The following is a 24,161-nucleotide window of genomic DNA, read 5'->3' as shown; positions in this document are numbered from 1 at the left end:
GGGCCCACCCTAGGCCGGGTCGGGGCCGCCGGCGTGGCACCCGATCACTAGACTGTCCTGGTGAACCAGCCCGCCGTCGCCGTCACCGACCTGGTGGTCCGCTACGGCGACGTCACCGCGGTCGACGGACTCTCGCTCGAGGTCGAGGCCGGCACGGTCACGTCGATCCTCGGTCCCAACGGCGCCGGCAAGACGAGCACCGTCGAGACGTGCGAGGGCTTCCGACGCCCCACCTCTGGGCACGTCCGGGTGCTCGGCCTGGACCCGGTCCGCGACGCCGTCCGTCTGCGTCCCCGTGTCGGCGTCATGCTCCAGGCCGGTGGCGCCTGGTCGGGCGTGCGAGCCGAGGAGATGCTGCGCCACATGGCGTCGCTGCACGCCCACCCCCTCGACGTCGACGCCCTCAGCGAGCGGCTCGGCCTGGGCTCGTGCGGTCGCACCGCCTACCGCCGGTTGTCGGGCGGGCAGCAGCAGCGACTCGGGCTGGCCATGGCCGTGGTCGGGCGTCCCGAGCTGGTCTTCCTCGACGAGCCCACCGCCGGCCTGGACCCGCAGGCCCGACGCGCGACGTGGGACCTGATCGACGAGCTGCGGTCTGGTGGCGTCACGACGGTGCTCACCACCCACTTCATGGACGAGGCCGAGGCCTTGAGCGACGTCGTCCACATCGTCGACGCCGGCCGGGTCATCGCGAGCGGCTCCCCCGCCGAGCTCTCGCGCTCGGGGGCGGAGAACACGGTGCGGTTCACCGCGCGGCCGGCGCTCGACGTCGACGCCCTCATGTCGGCGCTGCCGCCGGAGAGCAAGGTGCACGAGCAGGCCCCGGGCCAGTACGTCGTCGTCGGCGCCGTCGACCCGTCACTGCTCGCCACGCTCACCGCGTGGTTCGCCGGACAGGGCGTCCTCGCGGACTCGGTGCTCGTGGAGCGCCAGACGCTCGAGGACCGGTTCCTCGACCTGACGGGACGTGCCCTGCGATGAGTCTCGACCTCTCCCCCCGCCCCGGCGCCGCGTCGACCGCGGCCATGGTGGCGGCGCAGACCCGCATGGAGCTGCGCCTGCTCGCCCGCAACGGCGAGCAGCTGCTGATCACGCTGGTCATCCCGCTGCTCCTGCTCGTCGCGGGCACCCGGTCGGGCCGCGTGGTCGACCTCGGCGCAGGACGGCCGATCGACGTCGTCACCCCCGGCGTCCTCGGCCTCGCGGTGCTCTCGACGTCGTTCACGTCGGTCGCGATCGCGACCGGCTTCGAGCGCCGCTACGGCGTGCTCAAGCGGCTCGGCGCCTCTCCACTGCCCCGGTGGGGGCTGCTCGCCGGCAAGTCGGCGGCGGTCGTGGTCGTCGAGCTCCTCCAGCTGCTCGTGCTCGCGTGCGTCGCCCTGCTGCTCGGGTGGGACCCGGCCGGTGGCCTCGCCCCGTGGGCGCTGCTCGTGCTGCTCGCGGTGCTGGGCACGGCCGCCTTCGGCTCGCTCGGTCTCCTCATCGCAGGAACGCTGCGTGCCGAGGCCACGCTCGCCGTGGCCAACCTGGTGTACGTGCTCCTCCTCGTCGGCGGGGGCCTGCTGGTCCCCCTGTCCCGCTACCCCGACGGCGCCCAGGGCGTGCTCGCCCTGCTTCCGTCGGGCGCTCTCGGCGAGGGCATGCGCTCGGCCTTCGAGGGCGGCACGGTCGACCTGCTCCCCCTCGTGGTGCTCGCGGCGTGGGCTGCCGTCGGCACCGCCCTCACCGCTAGGACCTTCCGATGGGAATGACCTCCACGCCGTCCGGCTACCCGACCCTGGGTCTGCGCCACCCTGACCGCGCCGTCGTGCAGCGGTGGGCCTGGGCGAGCCTCGTCGCGAACACGGTCATCATCCTCACGGGGGGTCTCGTCCGGCTCACCGCGTCAGGGCTTGGCTGCCCGACCTGGCCGCGCTGCACGGAGGAGTCCTTCGTGCCGCACAGCGAGCTGGGCCTGCACGGTCTGATCGAGTTCGGCAACCGGCTGCTGACGTACGTGCTCATCGCGATCGCGATCGGGACCCTCGTGGCCGTCTGGCGCTGGAGCGAGGGTCGTCGCCTCCGCCGGCACGCGGTCGTGCTGGCCGCCGGTGTCCCGTTCCAGGGGGTCATCGGCGGCATCACCGTGCTCACCGACCTCAACCCGTGGATCGTGGCGCTGCACCTCGTGCTCTCGCTCTTCCTCGTCGCGGGGTCCACCTGGCTGCTCCTGCGCGTGCGTGCCGAGACGGCCTCCACCTCCTCGGTGCTGGTCCGGCGGCTGGTGCTGGCGGTGTACGCGACGCTCTGGGTCGTGGTCTACCTCGGCACCGTCGTCACCGGCAGCGGCCCGCACGCCGGTGACCTCGACGTGCCGCGCAACGGCCTCGACCCCCAGCTGTGGAGCCACGTGCACGCCTGGGCCGTCTACCTGCTCGTCGGACTGACCGCGGCGACGATCGTCCTGCTGCGCCGCGGCCGCGACGTGACGTCGCGGACGCCGGCGCTGAGGGCCGCCGTCTGGCTGCTCGTCGCCGAGCTCGGGCAGGGGGTGATCGGGTTCGTGCAGTACTTCACCGACCTGCCGGTCGCCCTGGTGGCGGTGCACCTCGTCGGTGCGGCGGTGCTGGTGGCCGTGGCCACGCGGCTCGTCGTGACCGTCCACCCGTCCCCCGCCTCGCCGCGGCCGCTCGAGCACGACGCGGTCGTCGGCCGCCCGGCCTGAGGACGTAGCTCCCGGCGCGACCGTTGACGGTGCAGCGCGCCGACCCTAGGTTGACCGCGTGTCCCCCACCCCCGCACCGGCCGACGAGCTCGTCGCCCCGGACGCCGGGGCCCTCCGCGGCCTCGTGCTCGTCCACGCAGCCCTGCTCGTCGGCGGCGGCGTGGCCCTGTCGCTCCCCGTCCCTGCGCAGGGGTGGGGCGTCCTCGTCGTCGTCGTGGCGTACGCGGTGGCGCTCCCGCTGGTCTGCCGGGCAGTCGGCCGAGCCGACTGGGCGGCGCTGGCGATCTTCCTGGTGCCGGTCTCCGTCTTCCAGGTCCTGCCCGACTGGGTGCTCGCGGACCTCGTGGGGACGTTGGCGTTCCCCGATCGCGGTGGTCCGCGGGTCGACGACGTCATCCCGCTCGCGATGGCGGCGATGTGGATCGCCCCGTTGTTCCTTGCCGTGGTCCTGGCCGGCCTGAGGCCCGGCAGGTCGGCACTGGCGGCGCTCGCGGTGTTCGCCGGCGCCGAGCTCCTCGCTCCGGTGGTCGGCCTGTGGGAGCCGACGGGTGCGACCACCCGCGTGCTCGGTGTCGCGCTCTACGTCCTGCCCGCCGAGGCGGCGCTCGGGTGGGCCACGGCCACGGCCTTCCTGCTCACCCGCGGACGACCGCTCGCGCACCGGGTCGCGGGCGCCCTGGCGGTCTCGACCTTCTACCTCGGGGCGCTCGTGCTCGCCCACTTCGTGATCGACGTCGCGGGCTGGCGGCTGACCGCCTGACCGTGGTCCCGCCGGGCTCCGCGGCTCAGCCGTGGTCGGGCTGCGGCGCGTAGGTCATCGCCAGGCAGCCCTCGGCGTCGGCGTCGACCGTCACCAGGCGGAAGCCGCAGCGCTCGTAGAACCGCACGCCGGGACCGTTGTCGGCCATCACCCGCAGGTGCACCGGCACCTCCGGCGGCGCGAGCGCCAGCACGGCCTCCACCAGCGACCACCCGATCCCCGTGCCCCGCACCGCGGGGTCCACCCACATGCCGATCAGCTGCCCGGACCGGTCGAGCCCTGCCGTGCCGACGTCCACCCCGGACCGGGTGGCCACGAGCGTCAGGACGTCGCCGAGGCGCGCCCGCCAGTGCTGCTCGACGTCGAGCTCGTCGAGCCAGCGGTGCGCAGAGGCCGCGAAGGCGGAGGGGTCGCCACGCAGCGAGGCCTGCCGCACCGCGCGGAACCGTGCCCAGTCGTCGGGCCCGAGCCGCTCGACCGTCGTGGTCACCGAAGTCGCAGCCGGTCGGTGGGGAGCGAGACCTCCCTGCGGCCACGCTCGTCGGCCGGCGCACCGACCACGAGTGCCGAGCCGGCGTCGGTCACGACGGCGCGCGCCGCGTCGACCTCCACGAGCACCACCCGTCGCTGCGTGCCGTCGTCGTCGATCAGCAACCAGGTCTCGGCGAGGTAGGACAGCCCGACGTCGTCAAGAACGGTCTCCGCGTCGTCGCGCTCGAGCGGTTCCGCCAGGGCGGTCCCGAGCAGGGTGCACGGCACCACCAGGTCGCCGTCGGGACGCAGGTAGCCGACGTGCTCGCCGTCGTCCGGTCGGTGGTACGGCTCCCAGGCCGCCGGGATCATCGCAGGAACGGGTCGGCCGCGGCGGCGACGAACAGCAGGGCGAGGTACGCGTTGGAGAAGTGGAAGAGCCGCATGGGCTTGATCACCGAGAGCTCCTCGGACTCCTTCGCACGCGAGCGGAGGTCGTAGGCCTCGACGAGGAAGACGATGCCGAGCACGATCGCCGCACCCGGGTAGAACCAGCCCATGCCGGCAACCGGCCACAGGGCCAGCGACGTCGCGACCATCACCCACGAGTAGGCGACGATCTGGCGCGAGACGACCGCAGCACTGGCGACCGACGGCAGCATCGGCACGCCCGCCGCGGCGTAGTCGTCGCGGTAGCGCAGACCGAGCGACCAGAAGTGCGGCGGCGTCCAGAAGAAGACCACCAGGAACAGCACCACTGGCGGCCACGCGAGCTCGTTCGTGACGGCGGTCCAGCCGATGAGGGCCGGGAAGCACCCGGCCGCCCCGCCCCACACGATGTTCTGCGGCGTGCGGCGCTTGAGGATCATCGTGTAGCCCACGACGTAGAACACGTTCGCGGCCAGTGACAGCCAGGCGGACAGCCAGTTGACCAGCAGACCGAGCCCCAGCGTGGAGACGACGGCGAGCGCGAGACCGAACCACAGCGCACCGGCCGTCGACACGCCGTGCCGCGGGAGCGGACGTCGTGCCGTGCGGCGCATCTTCTGGTCGATGTCGGCGTCGAAGACGTTGTTGAGCGCGTTGGCGCTGCCGGCCGAGAGCGTGCCACCCACCACGGTGGCCACGATCAGCCAGAAGGAGGGCACGTCGCGTGCGGCGAGGAACATGACCGGGACGGTCGTGAGCAGCAGCAGCTCGATGATCCGCGGCTTCATGAGCGCCACGTACGCGTTGACCACGTCGACCGGACCGGAGCGGGTCACCTGGGCCGACGTCACCCTGCGGGGGCCCTGGCCGAGAACGGGGTCGGCGTCGGCCGAACCGTCGACGGAACCGTCGACCGGGGGGACTCCGGAGGGAGGGGTGGCCGAGGACATGTCGCGTCGTCTCAACCTCGGGGCACTCACGTAGCAGAGTCTAGTCGCACGCGAGTAGGGTCGAACCGAGGGCTCCGCAGGGCCCCGACAGCCTGATCCGAACCCGATCGCAGGAGCGCCACACACCGTGACCAGCACCTCCACCACCCTGGACTGGACCGAGCTCGACGCCAAGGCGGTGGACACCGCCCGACTGCTCGCGGCGGACGCCGTCGAGAAGGTCGGCAACGGCCACCCCGGCACCGCCATGAGCCTCGCCCCGGCGGCCTACCTGCTCTACCAGAAGCTCATGCGCCACGACCCCAGCGATCCGCAGTGGGTCGGCCGCGACCGCTTCGTGCTGTCGTGCGGCCACTCGAGCCTGACGCAGTACATCCAGCTCTACCTCGCCGGCTACCCGATGACGCTCGACGACCTCAAGAGCCTGCGCACGTGGGGCAGCCAGACCCCGGGCCACCCGGAGTACCGCCACACCCCCGGCATCGAGGTCACCACGGGCCCGCTCGGCCAGGGCATCGCGAACGCCGTGGGCATGGCCATGGCCGCCCGTCGTGAGCGGGGGCTGCTCGACCCCGACACCGCCGCCGGCGAGAGCCCCTTCGACCACTCCGTCTACGTCATCGCCTCCGACGGCGACGTCCAGGAGGGTGTCTCCGCCGAGGCCTCGTCGCTGGCCGGTCACCAGAAGCTCGGCAACCTGACGGTGCTCTACGACGCCAACAAGATCTCCATCGAGGACGACACCGACGTGGCGTTCACCGAGGACGTCGCCGCGCGCTACGCCGCCTATGGCTGGCACGTGCAGACCGTCGACTGGACCAACGGCGGCACGGGCTACGAGGAGGACCTGCAGGCGCTGTGGGACGCCTACCAGGCCGCCGAGGCCGTCACCGACAAGCCGTCCTTCATCCAGCTGCACACGATCATCGCGTGGCCGGCCCCGTCGGCGCAGAACACCGGCGCCTCGCACGGGTCCGCCCTCGGCGCCGACGAGATCAAGGCCACGAAGGAGCTGCTGGGCTTCGACCCCAAGCAGACCTTCGCGGTCGCGGACGACGTCATCGCCCACACGCAGTCCGCACGCGACCGCGGCGCCGCTGCGCGCGGGGACTGGCAGCAGCGCTTCGACGCCTGGGCCACCTCGAACCCGGACGGCGCCGCCCTGCTGCAGCGCCTCACCGACCGGGTCCTGCCCGACGGCTGGGAGTCGGCACTGCCGACCTTCGAGACCAGCGAGAAGGGCGTGGCCACCCGCGCGGCGTCCGGCGACGTGCTCACGGCCATCGCTCCCGAGCTCCCCGAGCTCTGGGGCGGGTCGGCCGACCTCGCCGGCTCGAACAACACCACCCCCAAGGGCGAGCCGTCGTTCCTGCCCCCGGAGTGGTCCACCGAGAAGTTCCAGGGCGGCTGGTACGGCCGCGTGCTGCACTTCGGCATCCGTGAGCACGCGATGGGCGCCATCATGAACGGGATGGTCCAGCACGGGCTCACCCGCCCGTACGGCGGCACGTTCCTCGTCTTCAGCGACTACATGCGTCCCGCGGTCCGCCTCGCGGCACTGCAGGAGCTCCCGGTCACCTACGTCTGGACGCACGACTCCATCGGCCTCGGCGAGGACGGTCCCACCCACCAGCCGATCGAGCACCTGGCCGCCCTGCGCGCCATCCCCGGCCTCGACGTCGTGCGACCTGCCGACGCCAACGAGGTCGCGGTCGCGTGGCGCACGCTCATGGGCATCACCAACCGACCGGTCGCCCTCGCGCTCAGCCGCCAGAACGTGCCGACCTTCCCCCGCGGCACCGAGGGGTACGCAGCTGCCGACGGCGCCGCCCGTGGCGCCTACGTGCTGCTGGACACCGACGGTGAGCCCGACGTCGTCCTCGTGGGAACCGGCTCCGAGGTCCAGCTCGCCGTCAAGGCGCGCGAGCTCCTCGCGGGCGACGGCATCCAGGCCCGCGTGGTCTCCATGCCGTCGCGCGAGTGGTTCGAGCAGCAGGACTCCGGGTACCGCGACAGCGTGCTCCCCCCGCAGCTGCGCGCCCGTGTCGCCGTCGAGGCCGGCGTGTCCTTCGGCTGGCGCGACGTCCTCGGCGACGCCGGCCGGTTCGTCGGCATCGAGCACTTCGGTGCCTCGGCCGCCGCCGGGACGCTGTACGAGAAGTTCGGCATCACCGCCGAGGCCGTCGTGGCCTCGGCCAAGGAGTCCATCGAGGCGTCGCAGCACACCGGCGGCGTCCCGTTCTTCGCCCGCCCCTCCGGACCGGTGGGACCGGGCGACAACCCGGACGCACCCGGTGGCGGCAGCCACCGGGAGTCCTGAGCACGTCACGAGACCTCAACCCTGATCGGGAGACGACCATGAACGAGCGACTGCAGAACCTCAGCGACGCCGGAGTGTCCATCTGGCTCGACGACCTGTCCCGCGAACGGATCGAGAGCGGCAACCTCGCCGAGCTGATCCGTGACCAGAACGTCGTCGGCGTCACCACCAACCCGACGATCTTCGCCTCGGCGTTGTCGAAGGGCGAGAAGTACGCCGAGCAGGTCAAGGAGCTGAAGGCCGCCGGCGCCGACGTCGACGAGGCGGTCTTCGAGATCACCACGACCGACGTGCAGCAGGCGTGCGACATCTTCACGGGCGTGTACGACGCGACCAACGGCGTCGACGGCCGGGTCTCGATCGAGGTCGAGCCGGGACTGGCGCGTGACAGCGACGCGACGGTCGCCATGGCGCGCAAGCTCTGGGACCGGGTCGACCGCCCCAACACGCTGATCAAGATCCCCGCGACGGTCGAGGGCCTGCCCGCGATCGCCAAGACGATCGGCCAGGGCATCAGCGTCAACGTCACGCTGATCTTCTCCCTCGAGCGGTACCGCGGGGTCATGGACGCCTACCTCGAGGGTCTCGAGACGGCGGCGGCCGAGGGCCGTGACCTGTCGGCCATCCACTCGGTCGCGTCGTTCTTCATCAGCCGCGTCGACTCCGAGGTCGACAAGCAGCTCGGCGAGGGACACGAGCTGCGCGGCAAGGCTGCGCTGGCCAACGCCCGTCTGGCGTACGAGGCGTACGAGGAGGTCTTCGGCAGCGAGCGCTTCGCGGCACTCCGAGCCAAGGGCGCCAACCCGCAGCGGCCGCTGTGGGCCTCCACCGGTGTCAAGGACCCCGCCCTGCCCGACACGCTCTACGTGAGCGAGCTGGTCGTCGACGGCACGGTGAACACCATGCCGGAGAAGACGCTCCAGGCGTTCAGCGACCACGGCGAGGTCTCCGGCGACACGGTGCACGGAACCTACGACGACTCGCGGGCGGTCATCGCCGCGCTCGAGGAGGCCGGCGTCTCCTACGACCAGGTGGTCAAGGTCCTCGAGGACGAGGGGCTGGAGAAGTTCGACGCGTCCTGGGCCGAGCTGCTCGAGACCGTCACCGCCGAGCTCGAGAAGGCCTGAGCCGTGTCCCGACCCGACGTCACGCTGACCGTCGGCGACGAGGCGGGCCTCGAGGCGGCGCTCGGCGACCTGGTCACCGAGCGCTTCGCCTCCCGCCTGCTCGCCGGTGATGCCACCCTGTGGGGCCCGGACGCCGAGTCCGAGGCCTCGAAGCGCCTGTCCTGGACGACGTTGGCCGAGACGTCGCGTCCGCTCGTCGCGCAGGTCGAGGCTCTGCGCTCCGAGCTGCACGCACGCGGCCTCGATCACGTCGTGCTCTGCGGCATGGGCGGGTCGTCGCTGGCGCCCGAGGTCATCTGCGCCGCCGCAGGCGTGGAGCTGACCGTGCTCGACTCCTCACAGCCCGACATGGTGCGGTCCGCGCTCGCGGACCGTCTGGAGCGCACGGTCGTGGTCGTCTCCAGCAAGTCCGGCGGGACGGTGGAAACCGACAGCCAGCGTCGTGCCTACGAGCAGGCTCTCGGCGATGCGGGCCTCTCCCCCGCCGACCACATCGTCGTGGTCACCGACCCGGGCTCGCCACTCGACGAGCAGGCCACGGCCGCAGGGTACCGCGTCTTCCACGCCGACCCCGAGGTCGGCGGCCGGTACTCGGCGCTCACCGCCTTCGGGCTGGTGCCCAGCGGCCTCGCCGGAGCCGACGTCGGCGCCCTGCTCGACGAGGCGGAGGCTGCCGGAGCGGCGCTGTTCGCCGACGACGCCGCCAACCCTGCTCTCCGGCTCGGGGCCGCACTCGGCGTCGCCAACCGGGCCTCGGTCGACAAGCTCGTCCTGCTCGACCACGACGCCGGCACCTCCGGGGCTTGGGGCGTGGGCGACTGGATCGAGCAGCTCGTGGCCGAGTCGACCGGCAAGCAGGGTCGCGGGATCCTGCCCGTCGTCGTGCCCAGCACGCACGCGGTCAACGTCGACCCCAGCACGCCCGACTCGCTCCTGGTCGTCACGGGCTCCGCCCAGCCCCCCACGAGCACCTCGGGCTGGTCCGCCGGGGTGACCGGCGGGCTCGGCGCCCAGATGCTGCTCTGGGAGGTCGCGGTCAGCGTGGCGGGTGCCCTCATCGGCATCAACCCCTTCGACCAGCCCGACGTCGAGAGCGCCAAGCAGGCTGCGCGCGACAAGCTCAGCGGCGGCTCCGACGACGAGGGCGCGGCCGACGTCACGGACGGACCCGTCAGCGCCTTCGGCACGAGCGCCGGATCGCTGCCCGACGCGGTCCAGGCGCTCCTCGACCAGCTGGACCCTGAGCACGGGTACGTCGCCGTGCACGCCTACCTCGACCGCTGGGAGCTCAGCGCGTACGCCGGTCTCCGCGAGCTGCTGGCCCGCCGGACGGGGCGCCCCGTCACGTTCGGCTGGGGTCCGCGGTTCCTGCACTCCACCGGGCAGTACCACAAGGGTGGCCCGGCCACGGGGGTCTACCTGCAGCTCACGAGCGATCCCGCGGAGGACCTCGCCGTCCCCGGTCGCGACTTCACCTTCGGTGAGTTCATCGCGTCCCAGGCCGCCGGCGACGCGCAGGTGCTCCAGGACCACGGCAGGCCCGTGCTCCGACTCCACCTCGCCGACCCCGAGGCCGCTGCCGCCACGGTGCGCGACCTGCTCGCATGAGCGGGACGAGCACCGGTACCAACCCGCTGCGGGACCCGCGCGACCGTCGGCTCCCGAGGATCGCCGGGCCCTGCAGCGTCGTCATGTTCGGCGTCACGGGCGACCTCGCCCGCAAGAAGCTGATCCCGGCGATCTACGACCTCGCGAACCGCGGTCTCCTGCCGCCGGGGTTCGCGCTCGTCGGCTTCGCCCGGCACGACTTCGGAACCCAGCAGTTCGCCGACATGCTCAAGGACTCGGCGAAGGCGGGTGCCCGCACACCCTGGCGCGAGACCGTCTGGACGCAGCTGGAGGCGGGCATCCGCTTCGTGCCCGGTGAGTTCGACGACGATGCAGCCTGGCTCCAGCTGGCCGCCACCATGGCCGAGCTCGACGAGCAGCAGGGCACCGGCGGGAACCACGCCTTCTACCTCTCGATCCCCCCGGGTCTCTTCCCGGTGGTCGTCGGCAAGATCAAGCAGCACGGACTCGCCGACCAGTCGGGCGGGTGGCGTCGGGTCGTCATCGAGAAGCCGTTCGGCCACGACCTCGAGTCAGCACGGACGCTCAACTCCCTCGTCTCCGAGGTGTTCCCCCGCGAGAGCGTGTTCCGCATCGACCACTACCTCGGCAAGGAGACGGTGCAGAACATCCTCGCGCTGCGCTTCGCGAACGGGATGTTCGAGCCGCTGTGGAACAGCCACTACGTCGACCACGTGCAGATCACCATGGCCGAGGACATCGGCATCGGCACGCGTGCGGGCTACTACGACGGCATCGGCGCCGCGCGTGACGTGATCCAGAACCACCTGCTCCAGCTGATGGCCCTCATCGCCATGGAGGAGCCGGTGTCCTTCAACGCCGAGAGTCTGCGGATCGAGAAGCAGAAGATCCTGGCCAACGCCCGCCCGGCCACGCCGATGGCCGACCACACGGCGCAGGCGCAGTACACCGCCGGCTGGGCCGGCGGCGAGCACGTCGTGGGCTACCTCGAGGAGCAGGGCATCCCGCAGGAGTCGCGCACGGAGACCTACGCAGCGGTGCGCGTCGACGTGGCCACACGCCGCTGGGCCGGGGTCCCGTTCTACCTGCGGACCGGCAAGCGTCTCGGTCGACGCGTCACCGAGGTGGCGGTCGTGTTCAAGGCCGCACCGCACCAGCCGTTCAGCAAGAACGACATCGAGGAGCTCGGCAAGAACGCCCTCGTCATGCGCATCCAGCCCGACGAGGGGGTCACGCTGCGCTTCGGCGCCAAGGTCCCGGGCACCACGATGGAGATCCGCGACGTGCTCATGGACTTCGCCTACGGTGGCGCGTTCGTCGAGAGCAGCCCGGAGGCCTACGAGCGGCTCATCCTCGACGTCCTGCTCGGAGATCCACCGCTGTTCCCGCAGCAGGAGGAGGTCGAGCTGTCCTGGAAGATCCTCGACCCCGTCATCGCCCACTGGACGCGGCAGCGTTCCATCGACACCTACACGTCGGGGACGTGGGGACCGCCGACCGCCGACGCCATGATGGAACGTGACGGCCGCGTCTGGAGGCGACCCTGATGCAGATCAACCTCGACGACACGACCTCACCGGAGATCGCACGCGCCATGGTGCGTGCGCGAGTCGACTCCGGCAGCCCGGCCATGGACATGGTGCTCACGGCCCTGGTCGTGACCGACGACGAGACCGTGGGCGACGCGCTCCGCACGGCCGCGGTGCTCTCGCGCGAGCACCCCTCTCGCGTCATCGGCATCGTCCTGGGCGACGGGCGCGGGCACCCGCGGGTCGACGCCACCGTCCGGGTGGGCGAGAACGCCGCCGGCGAGTCGATCCTGCTGCGCCTGTCGGGGCCGCTCACCCGGCATGCCGAGTCCGTGGTGCTGCCACTGCTGCTCCCTGACTCCCCGGTGGTGGTGTGGTGGCCGGGCAAGCCCCCTGCCGCCCCCTCGCAGGACCCGATCGGCCGGCTGGCCCAGCGCCGGCTGACCGATGCCGAGGCGACCGACTCACCGGTGCGCACGCTGAAGAGCACGGCTCGGAACTACGCCCCCGGCGACACCGACCTGAGCTGGACGCGGCTCACGCCCTGGCGCGCCCTGCTGGCCGCCGCGCTGGACCAGGCCACCGGCACGGTGGAGCGTGGCGTCGTCGAGGCCGGCTCCGGCAACCCCGCCGCCACGCTGCTGACCGCCTGGCTCCAGAGTCGGCTCGGGGTCCCGATCACCCAGCGACGCAGCGACACCGAGCAGATCTCACGGGTCGTGCTCGAGACGGCCACCGGCGACGTGACCATCGAGCGGATCGACGCCGAGTCGTGCCTGTTCTCCATCCCGGGATCGGCACCCCGGCACGTGCCGCTCGGCGCCCGCTCGCTCGCCGAGCTCCTCGCCGAGGACCTGCGCCGGCTCGACGCCGACGACGTGTACCACGAGACGATCACCCACCTGCTGGAGTCCTGATGAGCCCCACGGCACCCGAGCCCGTCACCCACGTCCACCCCGACGCCACGACCCTGGCCGAGGCGGTGGCGACCCGGCTGGCCGAACGGGTGGCCGCGGCCCAGGCGGAGGGACGGGTCCCGCACGTGGTGCTCACCGGTGGCACCATCGCCATCGAGATCTACGAGCGGCTCGACGTCGACGCCGCGCGCTGGGCCGACGTTGTCTACTGGTTCGGTGACGAGCGGTTCGTCCCGGAGGGACACGACGACCGCAACGACCAACAGGCGCGCGACAGCTTCCTCGACCGGTGCAGCGTCCCGGCAGAGAACGTGCGGTCCATGCCGGCGCACGGCTGCTCCACCTCCATGGCCGAGGCGGCCGACGCCTACGGCGCCACCCTGCCCGAGGAGCCCTTCGACGTCGTGCTCCTGGGTCTGGGCCCGGACGGGCACGTGGCCTCGCTGTTCCCCGGCTTCACCCAGCTGCACGAGCAGGAGCGCCGGTGCGTCGAGGTGTTCGGCTCGCCGAAGCCGCCCCCGGAGCGCATCAGCCTCACCTTCGGCGCCCTCAACCACGCTCGGGCCACGTGGTTCCTCGTGTCCGGTGACGGCAAGGCCGATGCCGTGGCCCGCGCGCTTGCTCCCGAGGGGACGGTCGACGAGACCCCCGCCCGGGGCGCCCACGGCCTCGACGAGACCCTCTGGTTCCTCGACGAGGCGGCAGCGAGCGCGCTGCGGTAGCTCGAGCCCGGTACGCGCCGACGCCCCCGTCCCGTGGGACGAGGGCGTCGAGGTCGGACCGTGCCGGAGGCGGATCAGAAGATGACGTCGCCGGACTTGCGGCGCGCGCGCAGGGAGTCGAGGGCCTCGGTGAGAATCACCTGCGCCTCGTCCTCGCTGCGACGTTCCTTCACGTAGGCCAGGTGCGTCTTGTAGGGCTCGGTCTTGGGCGCCGTCGGGCGGTTCTCGGCGTCGGCGCTGGCCGGCATGCCGCACCGCGGGCAGTCCCAGGACTCCGGCGGCTCGGCCTCGAGGGCGAAGTGCAGCAGTGTCTGGTGGTCGTTGATGCAGAAGTACGTGACGGCCTTGCGGGGCGCGGCCTCACCGCGCTCCGCCTCGCCCATGGGCCCGGACCCGATGCGGCTGCCGCGGATGGCTCCTGCCGCCATGTCAGTTGCTCACCTTCAGCAGCAGCCCGAGGGCGATGATCGAGATCGCCCAGATGACGGCGATGCCGACCGTGATGCGGTCGAGGTTGCGCTCGGCGACCGAGGAGCCTCCGAGCGAGCTCGAGATGCCGCCGCCGAACATGTCGGACAAGCCGCCTCCGCGCCCCTTGTGCATGAGGATCAGCACGATCATGAGCAGGCTCGCGATCGTCAGCACGGACGAGAACAGGATGATCACAGTGTGGGTCTTCCGTCAGGAGGGCAGGGCCGGCATGTCGTAGAACCGGGCGACGGCGGCGAACTCCTCCGCCTGGAGGCTGGCACCGCCGACCAGGGCGCCGTCCACATCGGACTTCGCCATGATCGCGGCGATGTTGGCCGCCTTGACCGATCCGCCGTACAGGATACGCACTGCGTCCGCAGCCTCCGACGAGCAGGTCTCCGCCACGCGGGCACGGATGGCTGCGCACACCTCCTGGGCGTCCTCGGGCGTGGCGACCTCGCCGGTGCCGATCGCCCACACGGGCTCGTACGCGACGACCAGGCCGGCGACCTGCTCCGGGGTGAGGCCCGCCAGCGAGCCGTCGACCTGCGCGAGCGTGTGGGCGACGTGCTCACCGGCCTGCCGCACCTCGAGTCCCTCGCCGACGCAGACGATCGGGGTGAGGTCGGCGGCGAGCGCGCGCTTGGCCTTGGCGTTCACGACGGCGTCGGTCTCGTGGTGGTACTCGCGACGCTCGGAGTGCCCGACGACCACGTAGGAGCAGCCGAGCTTCGCCAGCATGGCCGCCGTGATCTCACCGGTGTACGCACCGCCGTCGTGCTCGGAGACGTCCTGCGCGCCGTAGCGCAGGGACAGGCGGTCCCCGTCGACGAGGGTCTGGACGCTGCGGATGTCGGTGAACGGCGGGATCACCACGACCTCGGAGCGCGTGCCGTCGTGCTTCTTGTCCTGCAGGGTCCACGCCAGCTTCTGCACCAGGACGACGGCCTCCTGGTGGTTGAGGTTGGACTTCCAGTTGCCCGCCATGAGCGGAGTCCGTGCCATCACGCGTTCCCTTCCAGGATGTCGAGACCGGGGAGCGTCTTGCCCTCCAGGTACTCCAGGCTCGCTCCACCCCCGGTGGAGATGTGGCCGAACTGGTCGTCGGAGAAGCCGAGGCGACGCACGGCGGCGGCGGAGTCGCCACCCCCGACGACCGACAGGCCGTCCACCTCGGTGAGCGCCTGGGCGACGGCCTTCGTGCCCGCGGCGAACGCGTCGAACTCGAACACGCCCATCGGGCCGTTCCAGAAGACCGTGTGCGCACCCCGCACGACCTCGGCGAAGCGGGCCGCGCTGTCGGGGCCGATGTCCAGACCCATCTGGTCGGAGGGGATCGCGTCGGCGGCGACGACGGTGGCCGGCGCGTCGGCGGAGAACTCCGGCGCCACGACCACGTCGGTCGGCAGCACGAGCTCGACACCCTTGGCCTCGGCGCGCTCCACGTACTCACGGGCGACGTCGAGCTGGTCGGCCTCGAGCAGCGAGGAGCCGACGTCGTGGCCGGCGGCCTTGAGGAACGTGAAGACCATGCCACCACCGATGAGCAGGCTGTCGGCCTTGTCGATGAGGTTGTCGATCACGCCCAGCTTGTCGGACACCTTGGAGCCGCCGAGCACGACCACGTAGGGCCGCTCGGGGGTCTCGGTCAGCCGCTGCAGGACCTCGACCTCGGCCTGCACCAGCCCACCGACCACGGCCGGGAGCCGCGTGGCGACGTCGTAGACGCTGGCCTGCTTGCGGTGCACGACGCCGAAGCCGTCGGAGACGAACACGTCGGCCAACGCCGCGAGCTGGTCGGCGAAGGCGCCACGAACTGCGTCGTCCTTGCTCGTCTCGCCCTCGTTGAACCGGACGTTCTCCAGCACGGCGACATGCCCGTCCTGCAGCGCCGCGGAGATCCGCTGCGCCTCGACGTCGACGGTGTCGTTGGCGAACAGCACCGGGCTGCCGAGCAGCTCGGCCAGCCGCTCGGCCACCGGGGCCAGGGAGTACGCCGGGTCCGGCGCACCCTTGGGACGACCCAGGTGGGCCATCACGAGCACCCGCGCGCCGGCCTCGGCCAGACGACGGACGGTGGGAACGCTGGCGCGCACCCGACCGTCGTCGGTGATGGTGCTGCCGTCGAGCGGGACGTTCAGGTCGCTGCGCACCAGCACCCGCGTGCCGGAGAGGTCGCCGCCGTGCTCGTCGAGCAGGCCGTCGATCGTCTGGACCGCCACGTCAGAGGGAGGCGCCGACGTGCTTGACGAGGTCGACGAGACGGTTGGAGTAGCCCCACTCGTTGTCGTACCAGCCGACGACCTTGACCTGGTCGCCGATGACCTTCGTCAGGCCCGAGTCGAAGATGCACGACGAGGGGTCGGTGACGATGTCGGTGGAGACGATCGGGTCCTCGGTGTAGGTCAGGAAGCCCTTGAGGGGGCCCTCGGCGGCGTCCTTGAGGATCTGGTTGACCTCCTCGACCGACGTCTCGCGCGAGGCGGTGAACGTGAGGTCGGTGGCCGAGCCGGTCGGCACGGGGACGCGCAGCGCGTAGCCGTCGAGCTTGCCCTTGAGCTCGGGGAGCACCAGGCTCACGGCCTTGGCGGCACCCGTCGACGTGGGGACGATGTTCAGCGCGGCGGCGCGAGCGCGGCGCAGGTCGCTGTGCGGCGCGTCCTGGAGGTTCTGGTCCTGCGTGTAGGCGTGGATCGTGGTCATCAGGCCACGCTCGATGCCGAGCGCGTCGTTGAGGGCCTTGGCCATCGGCGCGAGGCAGTTGGTGGTGCAGGAGGCGTTGGAGATGACCGTGTGCGCGTCGGCGTCGTAGGTCTCGTGGTTGACGCCCATGACGATCGTGGCGTCCTCGTTCTTCGCGGGCGCGGAGATGATGACCTTCTTCGCACCGCCGTCGACGTGGGCCTTGGCCTTGGTGGCGTCGGTGAAGAAGCCGGTGGACTCCACGACGACGTCGACGCCCACGGAGGCCCAGTCCAGCTTCGCGGGGTCGCGCTCGGCGAAGGCGGCGATCTTCTGGTCGCCGACGGTGATCGAGGTGTCGTCGAAGGACACGTCGGCGTCGAGGCGGCCCAGGATCGAGTCGTACTTGAGGAGCGTCGCGAGCGTCCTGTTGTCGGTCAGGTCGTTGACGGCGACGATCTCGATGTCGGCGCCGGCGGCACGGGCCGCCCGGAAGAAGTTGCGGCCGATGCGGCCGAAGCCGTTGATGCCCACGCGAACGGTCACGATGAAACCTGCTCCTACTGGGGTCGAGGTGATGATCGTCTGCAGCCTATCGAGTCGCCGTGGCTACCGGCGAGTCGCCCGCACGGCGGTGGCCCCGATCTCGTCGTCGGTGACCACCTCGACGGTCCACCGGTCCGGGTCGAAGGCCCCGGCGGTGCTCCGGGCCTGGCGCTCGGAGGTCTCGACGAGGACCGTCCCACCGCGCACGGCCCACTCCCCCGCCCGGTCGGCCACCCGGCGGTGCACGTCGACGCCGTCGGCCCCTCCGTCGAGCGCGACGCGCGGCTCGTGGTCGCGCGCCTCACGCGGCAGGTGCGCCACCTCGTCGCTCGGCACGTAGGGAGCGTTCACGAGCAGGAGGTCCACCCGGCCGCGCAGGTCGACCGGAAGGGCCTCGAACAGGTCACCGCGATGCACCTCGCCGACGCCGCGCAGGTTCTCGGCCGCACACCTGCACGCCACCTCGTCCAGGTCGGCCGCGTGGAGCTCGACGTCGGGCCGGGCGCGCGCCAGCGCCAGGCCCAGGGCGCCCGAGCCGCAGCAGAGGTCGACCACCACGGCGCCGTCGGGGCCCAGCGCGTCCAGCCCCTGCGTGACGAGGAGCGACGACCGTCGACGCGGCACGAACACTCCCGGTCGCAGGCTCACCCGAACGCCGGCGAGCTCGGCCCAGCCCAGCAGCACCTCGAGCGGGGCGCCGCCAGCACGTCGCTCGACCATCTCGTCGCGCCGGGCTCCGTCGTCGGTGGCCTGCAGGATCAGGCATGCCTCGTCCTCGGCGAAGACGCAGCCCGCGGCGCGCAGCCGCGCGGCGAGCGCCTCGACCGTGGGCCCGGTCTCGGACTCAGGCCTCAGGGAGGGAGTCCTCGTTGACGCTGGCCTCGGTGTCGGGGATGCCGAGGTCGGACGCACGCTTGTCGGCCATGGCGAGGAGGCGGCGGATCCGGCCGGCGATCGCGTCCTTCGTGAGCGGCGGCACGTGCAGCTGGCCGAGCTCCTCGAGGCTGGCCTGGCGGTGCTCCACGCGCAGGTCGCCGGCCATCTTGAGGTGGTCGGGCACGTCCTCGGCCAGGATCTCGAGCGCGCGCTGGGCGCGTGCGCCGGCGGCGACCGCGGCTCGTGCGGAGCGGCGCAGGTTGGCGTCGTCGAAGTTGGCGAGCCGGTTGGCCGTGGCGCGCACCTCGCGCCGCATGCGGCGCTCCTCCCACGCGAGCAGCGTCTCGTGGGCACCGAGGCGGGTGAGCAGGGCCCCGATCGCCTCGCCGTCGCGGATGACGACCCGGTCGCCACCACGCACCTCACGGGCCTTGGCGCTGATGCCGAGACGTCGGGCAGCGCCCACCAGGGCGAGGGCGGCCTCGGGTCCGGGGCAGCTCACCTCGAGGGCGGACGACCGACCCGGCTCGGTGAGGGACCCGTGCGCGAGGAACGTGCCGCGCCAGGCCGCCACCGAGTCGCACGACGCACCGGAGACGACCTGCGGCGGCAGTCCACGCACGGGGCGACCGCTGGCGTCGACGAGCCCGGTCTGTCGGGCCAGCGCCTCGCCGTCCTTGGCCACCCGCACCACGTAGTGGTTGCCCTTGCGCAGGTTGGTCCCCTGCACGACCAGCACCTCGCTGTCGTGACCGTAGACCTCCTGGATGTCACGCCGCAGCCGACGCGCCACCGCCCCGGTGTCGAGCTCGGCCTCGACGACGATCCGTCCTGCGACGATGTGCAGACCGCCGGCGAACCGCAGCATCGAGGCCACCTCGGCCTTGCGGCAGCACGCCTTCGAGATCGTCGTGCTCGCGAGCTCCGACTTGACCTGGGCCGTCATCGCCATCCGGGCGTCCTCCAACGTCGTCGCGGGCAGTCAGCCCTCACTGTATGCCCGGGTGCAAGAACCCTTCGAAGGTCTCCGCCAAGCGGCTCGGGTCGTGCTGGTCGGCGCCGGGGCGGGCAGCCACCTCCGCGGCCACCACGCGGGCCCCCAGGGCGCGCGCCGCGCGCTCCAGGACACCGCCGTCGTCGACCAGCGAGTGGTCGGCGAGCACCACGTCGATGCGCAGGTCGGGCGCGTGGGCGGCGAGCACGTCGAGGTGGTCGGTGGGCGACAGCCCCTCGGTCTCGCCCTCCTGCTCCTGGAGGTTGAGCACCAGGGCACGGCGTGCCGGGGTGCGCTCGAGGGCGTCGCGCAGCTGCGGGACGAGCAGGTTCGGCATGACGCTCGTGAACCAGGAACCGGGACCCACCACGACCCAGTCGGCGTCCTCGACGGCGCGCACCGCCTCCGGGCAGGCCGGCGGGTCCTGGGGGTCGAGCCGAACGGCCAGGACCTGCCCGTCGACCGAGGCGACCTGCGACTGGCCCCTCACCACCGTGACGTGGTCCGGGGAGGCGTGCAGGCGCACGTCGGCCTCGATGTCGAGCGGGACGGCCGCCATGGGCAGCACCCGACCGCGTGCGCCGAGCAGGTCCCCGACCAGGTCGAGTCCGGCCACGTGGTCGTCGAGGATGTCCCAGATGGCGGCGATCAACAGGTTGCCGACGGCGTGGTCGTGCAGCGCGCCGCCGCTGCGGAACCGGTGCTGCAGCACGGTGGCCCACTGACGGCCCCACTGGTCGTCGGCGCAGAGGGCCGCCAGGGCCATGCGCAGGTCACCGGGGGGCAGCACGCCCAGCTCCTCGCGGAGCCGACCGGACGAACCACCGTTGTCGGCCACGGTCACGATGCCGGTCAGCCGCGTGTGCAGCAGCCGGAGGGCCGACAGGCTGGCCGCCAGCCCGTGACCACCCCCGAGCGCGACGACCCTGACACCGTCGTCCGGGGCTGTCGGTGGGACCGGAGCGGCCGACCCGCTCACTCGCGCCCCAGGTCGCGGTGCACGACGAGGGTCCGGACCCCGTGGGACCTCAGGCGCTCCGCGAAGGCCTCCGACATGGCGACGCTGCGGTGTCGCCCGCCGGTGCAGCCGATGGCGATCGTGAGGAACCGCTTGTCCTCGTGCAGGAAGCCGTCGGTCAGCATGTCCACGAGGTTCTCGTAGGCGGCGAGGAACTCCGGGGCCTTCGGCTGGCTTAGCACGTAGTCGCTCACCGCGGCGTCGAGCCCGCTCAGCGGTCGCAGCTCGTCGACCCAGTAGGGGTTCGGCAGGAAGCGCATGTCGGCCACCATGTCGGCATCGATGGGGATGCCGTACTTGAAGCCGAACGACATGACGGACGCGCGCAGACCCGTGGCCCCGGGCTCCTCGAAGGCGGCCTGCACCCGGCGGGCGAGCTGGTGGACGTTGAGGTTCGAGGTGTCGACGACGATGTCGGCCCGGCCACGAACCGCACGTAGCAGCTCGCGCTCGCGGTCGAAGCCGTCGAGCAGGCGGCCCTCCATGCTGAGCGGGTGCGGCCGGCGCGCGGCCTCCTGGCGTCGGACGAGGACCTCGTCGGCGGCCTCGAGGTAGAGCACCCGGGCGCGGATGCCGCGCTCGCGCAGCGACTCGAGCGCGTCGACCAGCCCGGAGTAGAACGCACCGGAGCGGGAGTCCACGACCACGGCCAGCCGGGCGACGTCGGCGCCCTCCGCGGCGTCGACTGCGCCCTCGATCATCCTGGCCGGGAGGTTGTCGATGACGTAGTAGCCGAGCTTCTCGAGCGCCTTGGCGGCCGTGCCGCGCCCGGCGCCGGTCATGCCGGTCACGAGCACGAACGTGGTCAACGGCGTCATCGGTCCTCCACGATCTCGCCCGTCGCCATGTCGACGGCGGGCCCTGGGGTGTCGGCGGCGAGCGCCGCCACGACGGATTCTGCCGTAGCCCGGCCGAAGCCCGGCACCGCGGCCACCTCGTCGCCGGTGGCCGCGCGGATCTTCTTGACGGATCCGAAGGCGGCCATGAGCGCCTTGCGCCGCGTGGGGCCGAGGCCGGGGACGTCGTCGAGGGCGCTGCCCGTCATGGCCTTGGCCCGACGCTGGCGGTGGTGGGCGATGGCGAAGCGGTGCGCCTCGTCGCGCACGCGCTGAAGGAGGTACAGCGCCTCGCTGGTGCGCGGGAAGATGACCGGGTCAGCGTCGTGCGGCACCCAGATCTCCTCGAGCCGCTTGGCGAGGCCGCACAGTGCGACGTCGGTGATGCCGAGCTCGTCGAGCGCCGCCTGCGCGGCCGCCACCTGCGGCGGACCGCCGTCGACGACGACCAGGCCCGGGGCGTACGCGAACTTGCGCGGCAGACCGGTCTCGGGGTCGATGCCCGGGATCTCGTCGCCCTCCTTGCGTGCCTTGAGCAGCCGCTGGAAGCGTCGGGTGATGACCTCGTGCATGGCGGCGACGTCGCTCTGGCCCTCGTGGCGGATGGTGAACCGGCGGTACTCGGCCTTGCGGGGCAGACCGTCCTCGAACACGACCATCGAGGCGACGATCTCGGTGCCCTGGAGGTTGGAGATGTCGTAGCACTCGATGCGCAGCGGCGCGGTGGGCAGCTCGAGGTACTCCTGGATCTCCTCGAGCGCCTTGCTCCGGGCCGTGAGGTCGCCGGCGCGCTTGAGCTTGTGGCGCGCCATGACCTGCTGGGCGTTCTGCTCCACCGTCTCGAGCAGTCGCTTCTTGTCGCCCCGCTGCGGCACGCGGATGCGGACCGGTCCCCCGCGCAGCTCGGTGAGCAGCTCGGTGACCGCCTCGACGTCGGCCGGCAGCCGCGGCACCAGCACCTGGCGCGGGATCGCCTCGGCAGCGGTGTTCTCGTACAGGGTCATGACGGCCCGCTGGACGAGCTCGGGGAAGCCCGCCTCGTCGGCCTTGTCGGCCACCCAGCCGCGCTGGCCGCGGATGCGCCCGCCGCGGACCGAGAAGATCTGCACGGCGACCTCGAGGGGATCGTCGACGAAGCCGAGCACGTCGGCGTCGGTGCCGTCGCCGAGCACGACCGTCTGCTTCTCGAGCGCACGGCTCAGGGCCCCGAGGTCGTCGCGGAACTTCGCGGCGAGCTCGTACTCCTGGTTCGCCGCAGCCTCCTTCATGCGCTGCTCGATGGAGCGGGTGAACCCGGCGGTCTGCCCGCCCATGAACGCCATGAAGTCCTCGACGATGCCGCGGTGCTCCTCGGGCGTGACCCGTCCGACGCACGGTGCCGCGCACTTGCCGATGTCGCCGAGCAGGCACGGCCGACCGATGCCCTGGGCGCGACGGTAGACGCCGGCCGAGCACGAGCGCATGGGGAAGACCCGCAGCAGCGTGTCGACGGTGTCGCGGATGGCCCACGCGTGGCCGTAGGGACCGAAGTAGCGCACGCCCTTGCGCTGGGCACCACGCATCACCTGGACGCGCGGCACCTCCTCGCCGACGGTGACCGCGAGCCACGGGTAGCTCTTGTCGTCCCGGTACTTGACGTTGAAGCGCGGGTCGAACTCCTTGATCCAGGTGTACTCGAGCTGGAGCGCCTCGACCTCGGTGGTGACCACCGTCCAGTCGACCGACGCGGCCGTCGTGACCATGCGCGCCGTGCGCTCGTGCAGCCCCGCGACGTCCTGGAAGTAGCTGTTGAGCCGCGCCCGCAGCGACTTGGCCTTGCCGACGTAGATGACCCGGCCCTGCGCGTCGCGGAAGCGGTAGACCCCCGGCTCGACCGGTATCTCCCCCGGCGCCGGCCGGTAGGTCGCTGGATCCGCCACGCCCCCACCCTACGAGCCCCCACCGACACTCCCCTCCGTTCGCCTCCGTCCCAGCGATTCCCATCACCTGATGGGAATCGCGAGCTCCCCTCGGGTTTCCCCCACTCACCATGGAGGGCCCTCCGAGGTGAGTGAGGGAAACCCATGGTGAGTGGTGCCATCCACAGACGAGGCAGCCACCTCGAGTTCCGTCCACAACCTTCGGAGGGGGTCTGCCGAAGACCGCGTCCTGCATCCAGTCTCGGACCATGGACGACAGCCTTCGCCGCCTCGCAACCCTTCTCGGCGGGTACCTGCACCGCAAGCACATCCTCGATCTCGGCGGGACCGACGCGATGATCGCCTCCGCACTCGCCACGGGCACACTGCGCCGCATTCGTGTCGGGACCTACGTCTTTCGAGACGTCCACGACTCCCTGACACCAGAGGAAAGGCACATGGTCCTCGCGAGGTCGGTCATCGACAAGTTCGAGCCTGGGTCGGTCGCACTTTCACACCACAGTGCGGCCCTCGCCCACGGGCTCGACGTCTACGGGGTGGACCTCGGCGTGGTGCACCTCGTGCGTCTCGACGGCGGCTGCGGTCGTGGTGAATCCGGTGTGATCCACCATGACGCCCGGCCCGACGACGACCAGCTCGTGCAGCTCGACGGGCGGGTCGTCGTCGACCCGGAGCGCGCCGTCTGGGAGGTGGCCTGCAGCGGCACCCGGCGGGGAGCTCTCGTCGTCATGGACTCCGCACTGCATCATCGACTCCTGACGAAGCACGACCTCTCCGATCCCGACCAGCGCTTCCAGCGTTGGCCTCGATCACGCGTTGCGCGCCTGATGGGGTGTCTGGCAGACGGGGGCGCGGAGAACCCGGGCGAGACGCTGATGCGCTACCTCTGCTGGGAGAACGGGCTTCCCGCCCCCGACACCCAGGTCGTGGTCGTTCGGCCGGATGGATCCTTCGTCGCGCGCACGGACCTGGGCTGGGAGCTCTACTGTCACTTCGGGGAGTTCGACGGACTGCGCAAGTACTGGCGCGACCTTCGACGGGGCGAGGACGCCAGCGACGTCGTCGTCAGGGAGAAGATCCGTGAGGACGCGATCCGCGACCTGGGAAACGGGCTGAGCCGCGCGACGTGGGTGGAGGTCCAGCCGGAGGGGTCGGCTGCCACCGCCACGCGAATCCGGCGCGACCTCGAACGGTCCCGCCGGCTCTACACGCACTCTCGCACCTACATCGCCTGACCCGACGGCGAACTCACCATGGGAATCCCCCACTCACCCTCAGGGGCGTCCCGTGGTGAGTGGGG

At 71.9% G+C, this 24,161-nt stretch carries 24 protein-coding genes; 11 read left to right on the top strand and 13 right to left on the bottom strand.

Features of this window, described 5'->3' with window-relative positions:
• Positions 1–60 precede the first annotated feature (60 nt).
• Genes NUV38_RS00990 through NUV38_RS00975 form a run of 4 tightly spaced genes read left to right on the top strand, consistent with a single transcriptional unit; the run spans position 61 to position 3,464 of the window.
• Positions 61–981 (top strand): ABC transporter ATP-binding protein, encoded by a 921-nt coding sequence (locus tag NUV38_RS00990; RefSeq protein ID WP_257727349.1) that lies wholly within the window; start codon positions 61–63, stop codon positions 979–981.
• The gene (locus NUV38_RS00985; protein ID WP_257727348.1) at positions 978–1,751 is read left to right on the top strand and encodes an ABC transporter permease; all 774 of its coding nucleotides are present in this window, start codon (positions 978–980) and stop codon (positions 1,749–1,751) included. Before NUV38_RS00990 ends, NUV38_RS00985 begins: the two co-directional genes overlap by 4 nt.
• Positions 1,742–2,704, top strand: coding sequence for a heme A synthase (locus NUV38_RS00980; RefSeq protein ID WP_257727347.1), 963 nt, complete (start codon positions 1,742–1,744; stop codon positions 2,702–2,704). The genes NUV38_RS00985 and NUV38_RS00980 overlap by 10 nt, the downstream gene beginning before the upstream one ends.
• A 58-nt stretch (positions 2,705–2,762) precedes the next feature.
• Positions 2,763–3,464 carry a hypothetical protein gene (locus NUV38_RS00975; protein WP_257727346.1) on the top strand — a complete coding sequence of 234 codons (702 nt, stop codon included), beginning with the start codon at positions 2,763–2,765 and terminating at the stop codon, positions 3,462–3,464.
• A gap of 25 nt (positions 3,465–3,489) precedes the next feature.
• Here NUV38_RS00975 and NUV38_RS00970 read toward each other — a convergent pair whose 3' ends face one another.
• The 3 genes from NUV38_RS00970 to NUV38_RS00960 are packed head-to-tail and all read right to left on the bottom strand — an operon-like array spanning position 3,490 to position 5,344.
• The gene (locus NUV38_RS00970) at positions 3,490–3,954 is read right to left on the bottom strand and encodes a GNAT family N-acetyltransferase (RefSeq protein WP_257727345.1); all 465 of its coding nucleotides are present in this window, start codon (positions 3,952–3,954) and stop codon (positions 3,490–3,492) included.
• Positions 3,951–4,307, bottom strand: a complete 357-nt coding sequence (locus NUV38_RS00965; RefSeq protein ID WP_257727344.1) for a hypothetical protein — start codon at positions 4,305–4,307, stop codon at positions 3,951–3,953. Before NUV38_RS00965 ends, NUV38_RS00970 begins: the two co-directional genes overlap by 4 nt.
• Complete coding sequence (locus NUV38_RS00960; protein WP_257727343.1) at positions 4,304–5,344, bottom strand: heme o synthase; 1,041 nt, start codon at positions 5,342–5,344, stop codon at positions 4,304–4,306. Before NUV38_RS00960 ends, NUV38_RS00965 begins: the two co-directional genes overlap by 4 nt.
• 97 nt (positions 5,345–5,441) lie before the next feature.
• Here NUV38_RS00960 and tkt point away from each other — a divergent pair, with 97 nt between their 5' ends.
• Genes tkt through pgl form a run of 6 tightly spaced genes read left to right on the top strand, consistent with a single transcriptional unit; the run spans position 5,442 to position 13,519 of the window.
• Positions 5,442–7,634 (top strand): transketolase, encoded by a 2,193-nt coding sequence (tkt, locus tag NUV38_RS00955; protein WP_257727342.1) that lies wholly within the window; start codon positions 5,442–5,444, stop codon positions 7,632–7,634.
• 38 nt (positions 7,635–7,672) lie between these two features.
• A complete protein-coding gene (gene tal, locus NUV38_RS00950) occupies positions 7,673–8,761 on the top strand; it encodes a transaldolase (protein WP_257727341.1) in 1,089 nt (362 codons plus the stop codon).
• Positions 8,762–8,764: 3 nt separating this feature from the next.
• Positions 8,765–10,369 carry a glucose-6-phosphate isomerase gene (locus tag NUV38_RS00945; RefSeq protein WP_257727340.1) on the top strand — a complete coding sequence of 535 codons (1,605 nt, stop codon included), beginning with the start codon at positions 8,765–8,767 and terminating at the stop codon, positions 10,367–10,369.
• The gene (zwf, locus tag NUV38_RS00940; protein ID WP_257727339.1) at positions 10,366–11,898 is read left to right on the top strand and encodes a glucose-6-phosphate dehydrogenase; all 1,533 of its coding nucleotides are present in this window, start codon (positions 10,366–10,368) and stop codon (positions 11,896–11,898) included. The genes NUV38_RS00945 and zwf overlap by 4 nt, the downstream gene beginning before the upstream one ends.
• Positions 11,898–12,797, top strand: a complete 900-nt coding sequence (locus NUV38_RS00935; RefSeq protein ID WP_257727338.1) for a glucose-6-phosphate dehydrogenase assembly protein OpcA — start codon at positions 11,898–11,900, stop codon at positions 12,795–12,797. The genes zwf and NUV38_RS00935 overlap by 1 nt, the downstream gene beginning before the upstream one ends.
• Positions 12,797–13,519, top strand: coding sequence for a 6-phosphogluconolactonase (pgl, locus tag NUV38_RS00930; RefSeq protein ID WP_257727337.1), 723 nt, complete (start codon positions 12,797–12,799; stop codon positions 13,517–13,519). Before NUV38_RS00935 ends, pgl begins: the two co-directional genes overlap by 1 nt.
• Before the next feature lie 74 nt (positions 13,520–13,593).
• Here pgl and NUV38_RS00925 read toward each other — a convergent pair whose 3' ends face one another.
• From NUV38_RS00925 to uvrC, 10 genes are all read right to left on the bottom strand, one after another.
• The gene (locus tag NUV38_RS00925; protein ID WP_257727336.1) at positions 13,594–13,947 is read right to left on the bottom strand and encodes an RNA polymerase-binding protein RbpA; all 354 of its coding nucleotides are present in this window, start codon (positions 13,945–13,947) and stop codon (positions 13,594–13,596) included.
• Position 13,948: 1 nt separating this feature from the next.
• A complete protein-coding gene (gene secG / locus NUV38_RS00920; RefSeq protein WP_055968002.1) occupies positions 13,949–14,185 on the bottom strand; it encodes a preprotein translocase subunit SecG in 237 nt (78 codons plus the stop codon).
• A gap of 15 nt (positions 14,186–14,200) precedes the next feature.
• Positions 14,201–14,995 (bottom strand): triose-phosphate isomerase, encoded by a 795-nt coding sequence (gene tpiA, locus NUV38_RS00915; protein WP_257727335.1) that lies wholly within the window; start codon positions 14,993–14,995, stop codon positions 14,201–14,203.
• Positions 14,995–16,188, bottom strand: a complete 1,194-nt coding sequence (gene pgk / locus NUV38_RS00910; RefSeq protein WP_374625714.1) for a phosphoglycerate kinase — start codon at positions 16,186–16,188, stop codon at positions 14,995–14,997. Before pgk ends, tpiA begins: the two co-directional genes overlap by 1 nt.
• A 25-nt stretch (positions 16,189–16,213) precedes the next feature.
• Positions 16,214–17,218 (bottom strand): type I glyceraldehyde-3-phosphate dehydrogenase, encoded by a 1,005-nt coding sequence (gap, locus tag NUV38_RS00905; RefSeq protein WP_056554530.1) that lies wholly within the window; start codon positions 17,216–17,218, stop codon positions 16,214–16,216.
• Between the two features lie 63 nt (positions 17,219–17,281).
• Positions 17,282–18,022 carry a putative protein N(5)-glutamine methyltransferase gene (locus tag NUV38_RS00900; protein WP_257727449.1) on the bottom strand — a complete coding sequence of 247 codons (741 nt, stop codon included), beginning with the start codon at positions 18,020–18,022 and terminating at the stop codon, positions 17,282–17,284.
• A gap of 40 nt (positions 18,023–18,062) precedes the next feature.
• The gene (gene whiA / locus NUV38_RS00895) at positions 18,063–19,046 is read right to left on the bottom strand and encodes a DNA-binding protein WhiA (RefSeq protein ID WP_257727333.1); all 984 of its coding nucleotides are present in this window, start codon (positions 19,044–19,046) and stop codon (positions 18,063–18,065) included.
• A 37-nt stretch (positions 19,047–19,083) separates the two neighbouring features.
• Positions 19,084–20,067 carry a uridine diphosphate-N-acetylglucosamine-binding protein YvcK gene (gene yvcK / locus NUV38_RS00890; RefSeq protein WP_257727332.1) on the bottom strand — a complete coding sequence of 328 codons (984 nt, stop codon included), beginning with the start codon at positions 20,065–20,067 and terminating at the stop codon, positions 19,084–19,086.
• Positions 20,064–20,924 carry an RNase adapter RapZ gene (gene rapZ, locus NUV38_RS00885; protein WP_257727331.1) on the bottom strand — a complete coding sequence of 287 codons (861 nt, stop codon included), beginning with the start codon at positions 20,922–20,924 and terminating at the stop codon, positions 20,064–20,066. The genes yvcK and rapZ overlap by 4 nt, the downstream gene beginning before the upstream one ends.
• Positions 20,921–22,861: an excinuclease ABC subunit UvrC gene (uvrC, locus tag NUV38_RS00880; RefSeq protein WP_257727330.1), complete on the bottom strand. Its 1,941-nt coding sequence runs from the start codon at positions 22,859–22,861 to the stop codon at positions 20,921–20,923. Before uvrC ends, rapZ begins: the two co-directional genes overlap by 4 nt.
• 437 nt (positions 22,862–23,298) lie before the next feature.
• Here uvrC and NUV38_RS00875 point away from each other — a divergent pair, with 437 nt between their 5' ends.
• Positions 23,299–24,096: a hypothetical protein gene (locus tag NUV38_RS00875; protein WP_257727329.1), complete on the top strand. Its 798-nt coding sequence runs from the start codon at positions 23,299–23,301 to the stop codon at positions 24,094–24,096.
• Positions 24,097–24,161: the final 65 nt, after the last annotated feature.

It is taken from the genome of Aeromicrobium sp. 50.2.37 (assembly GCF_024655735.1).
Lineage (GTDB): Bacteria > Actinomycetota > Actinomycetes > Propionibacteriales > Nocardioidaceae > Aeromicrobium.
The sequence above is the reverse complement of the archived record's forward strand: the minus strand, read 5'-3'. Positions and strand labels throughout refer to the sequence as shown.

Bases quoted from the DNA above. Each gene is read 5' to 3' on its own strand.
- zwf (WP_257727339.1), top strand. From the start codon at position 10,366: ATGAGCGGGACGAGCACCGGTACCAACCCGCTGCGGGACCCGCGCGAC.
- whiA (WP_257727333.1), bottom strand. From the start codon at position 19,046: ATGGCGATGACGGCCCAGGTCAAGTCGGAGCTCGCGAGCACGACGATC.
- NUV38_RS00985 (WP_257727348.1), top strand. From the start codon at position 978: ATGAGTCTCGACCTCTCCCCCCGCCCCGGCGCCGCGTCGACCGCGGCC.
- rapZ (WP_257727331.1), bottom strand. From the start codon at position 20,924: ATGACGCCGTTGACCACGTTCGTGCTCGTGACCGGCATGACCGGCGCC.
- tal (WP_257727341.1), top strand. From the start codon at position 7,673: ATGAACGAGCGACTGCAGAACCTCAGCGACGCCGGAGTGTCCATCTGG.
- NUV38_RS00875 (WP_257727329.1), top strand. From the start codon at position 23,299: ATGGTCCTCGCGAGGTCGGTCATCGACAAGTTCGAGCCTGGGTCGGTC.
- NUV38_RS00965 (WP_257727344.1), bottom strand. From the start codon at position 4,307: ATGATCCCGGCGGCCTGGGAGCCGTACCACCGACCGGACGACGGCGAG.
- NUV38_RS00935 (WP_257727338.1), top strand. From the start codon at position 11,898: ATGCAGATCAACCTCGACGACACGACCTCACCGGAGATCGCACGCGCC.
- tpiA (WP_257727335.1), bottom strand. From the start codon at position 14,995: ATGGCACGGACTCCGCTCATGGCGGGCAACTGGAAGTCCAACCTCAAC.
- NUV38_RS00980 (WP_257727347.1), top strand. From the start codon at position 1,742: ATGGGAATGACCTCCACGCCGTCCGGCTACCCGACCCTGGGTCTGCGC.
- pgl (WP_257727337.1), top strand. From the start codon at position 12,797: ATGAGCCCCACGGCACCCGAGCCCGTCACCCACGTCCACCCCGACGCC.
- NUV38_RS00925 (WP_257727336.1), bottom strand. From the start codon at position 13,947: ATGGCGGCAGGAGCCATCCGCGGCAGCCGCATCGGGTCCGGGCCCATG.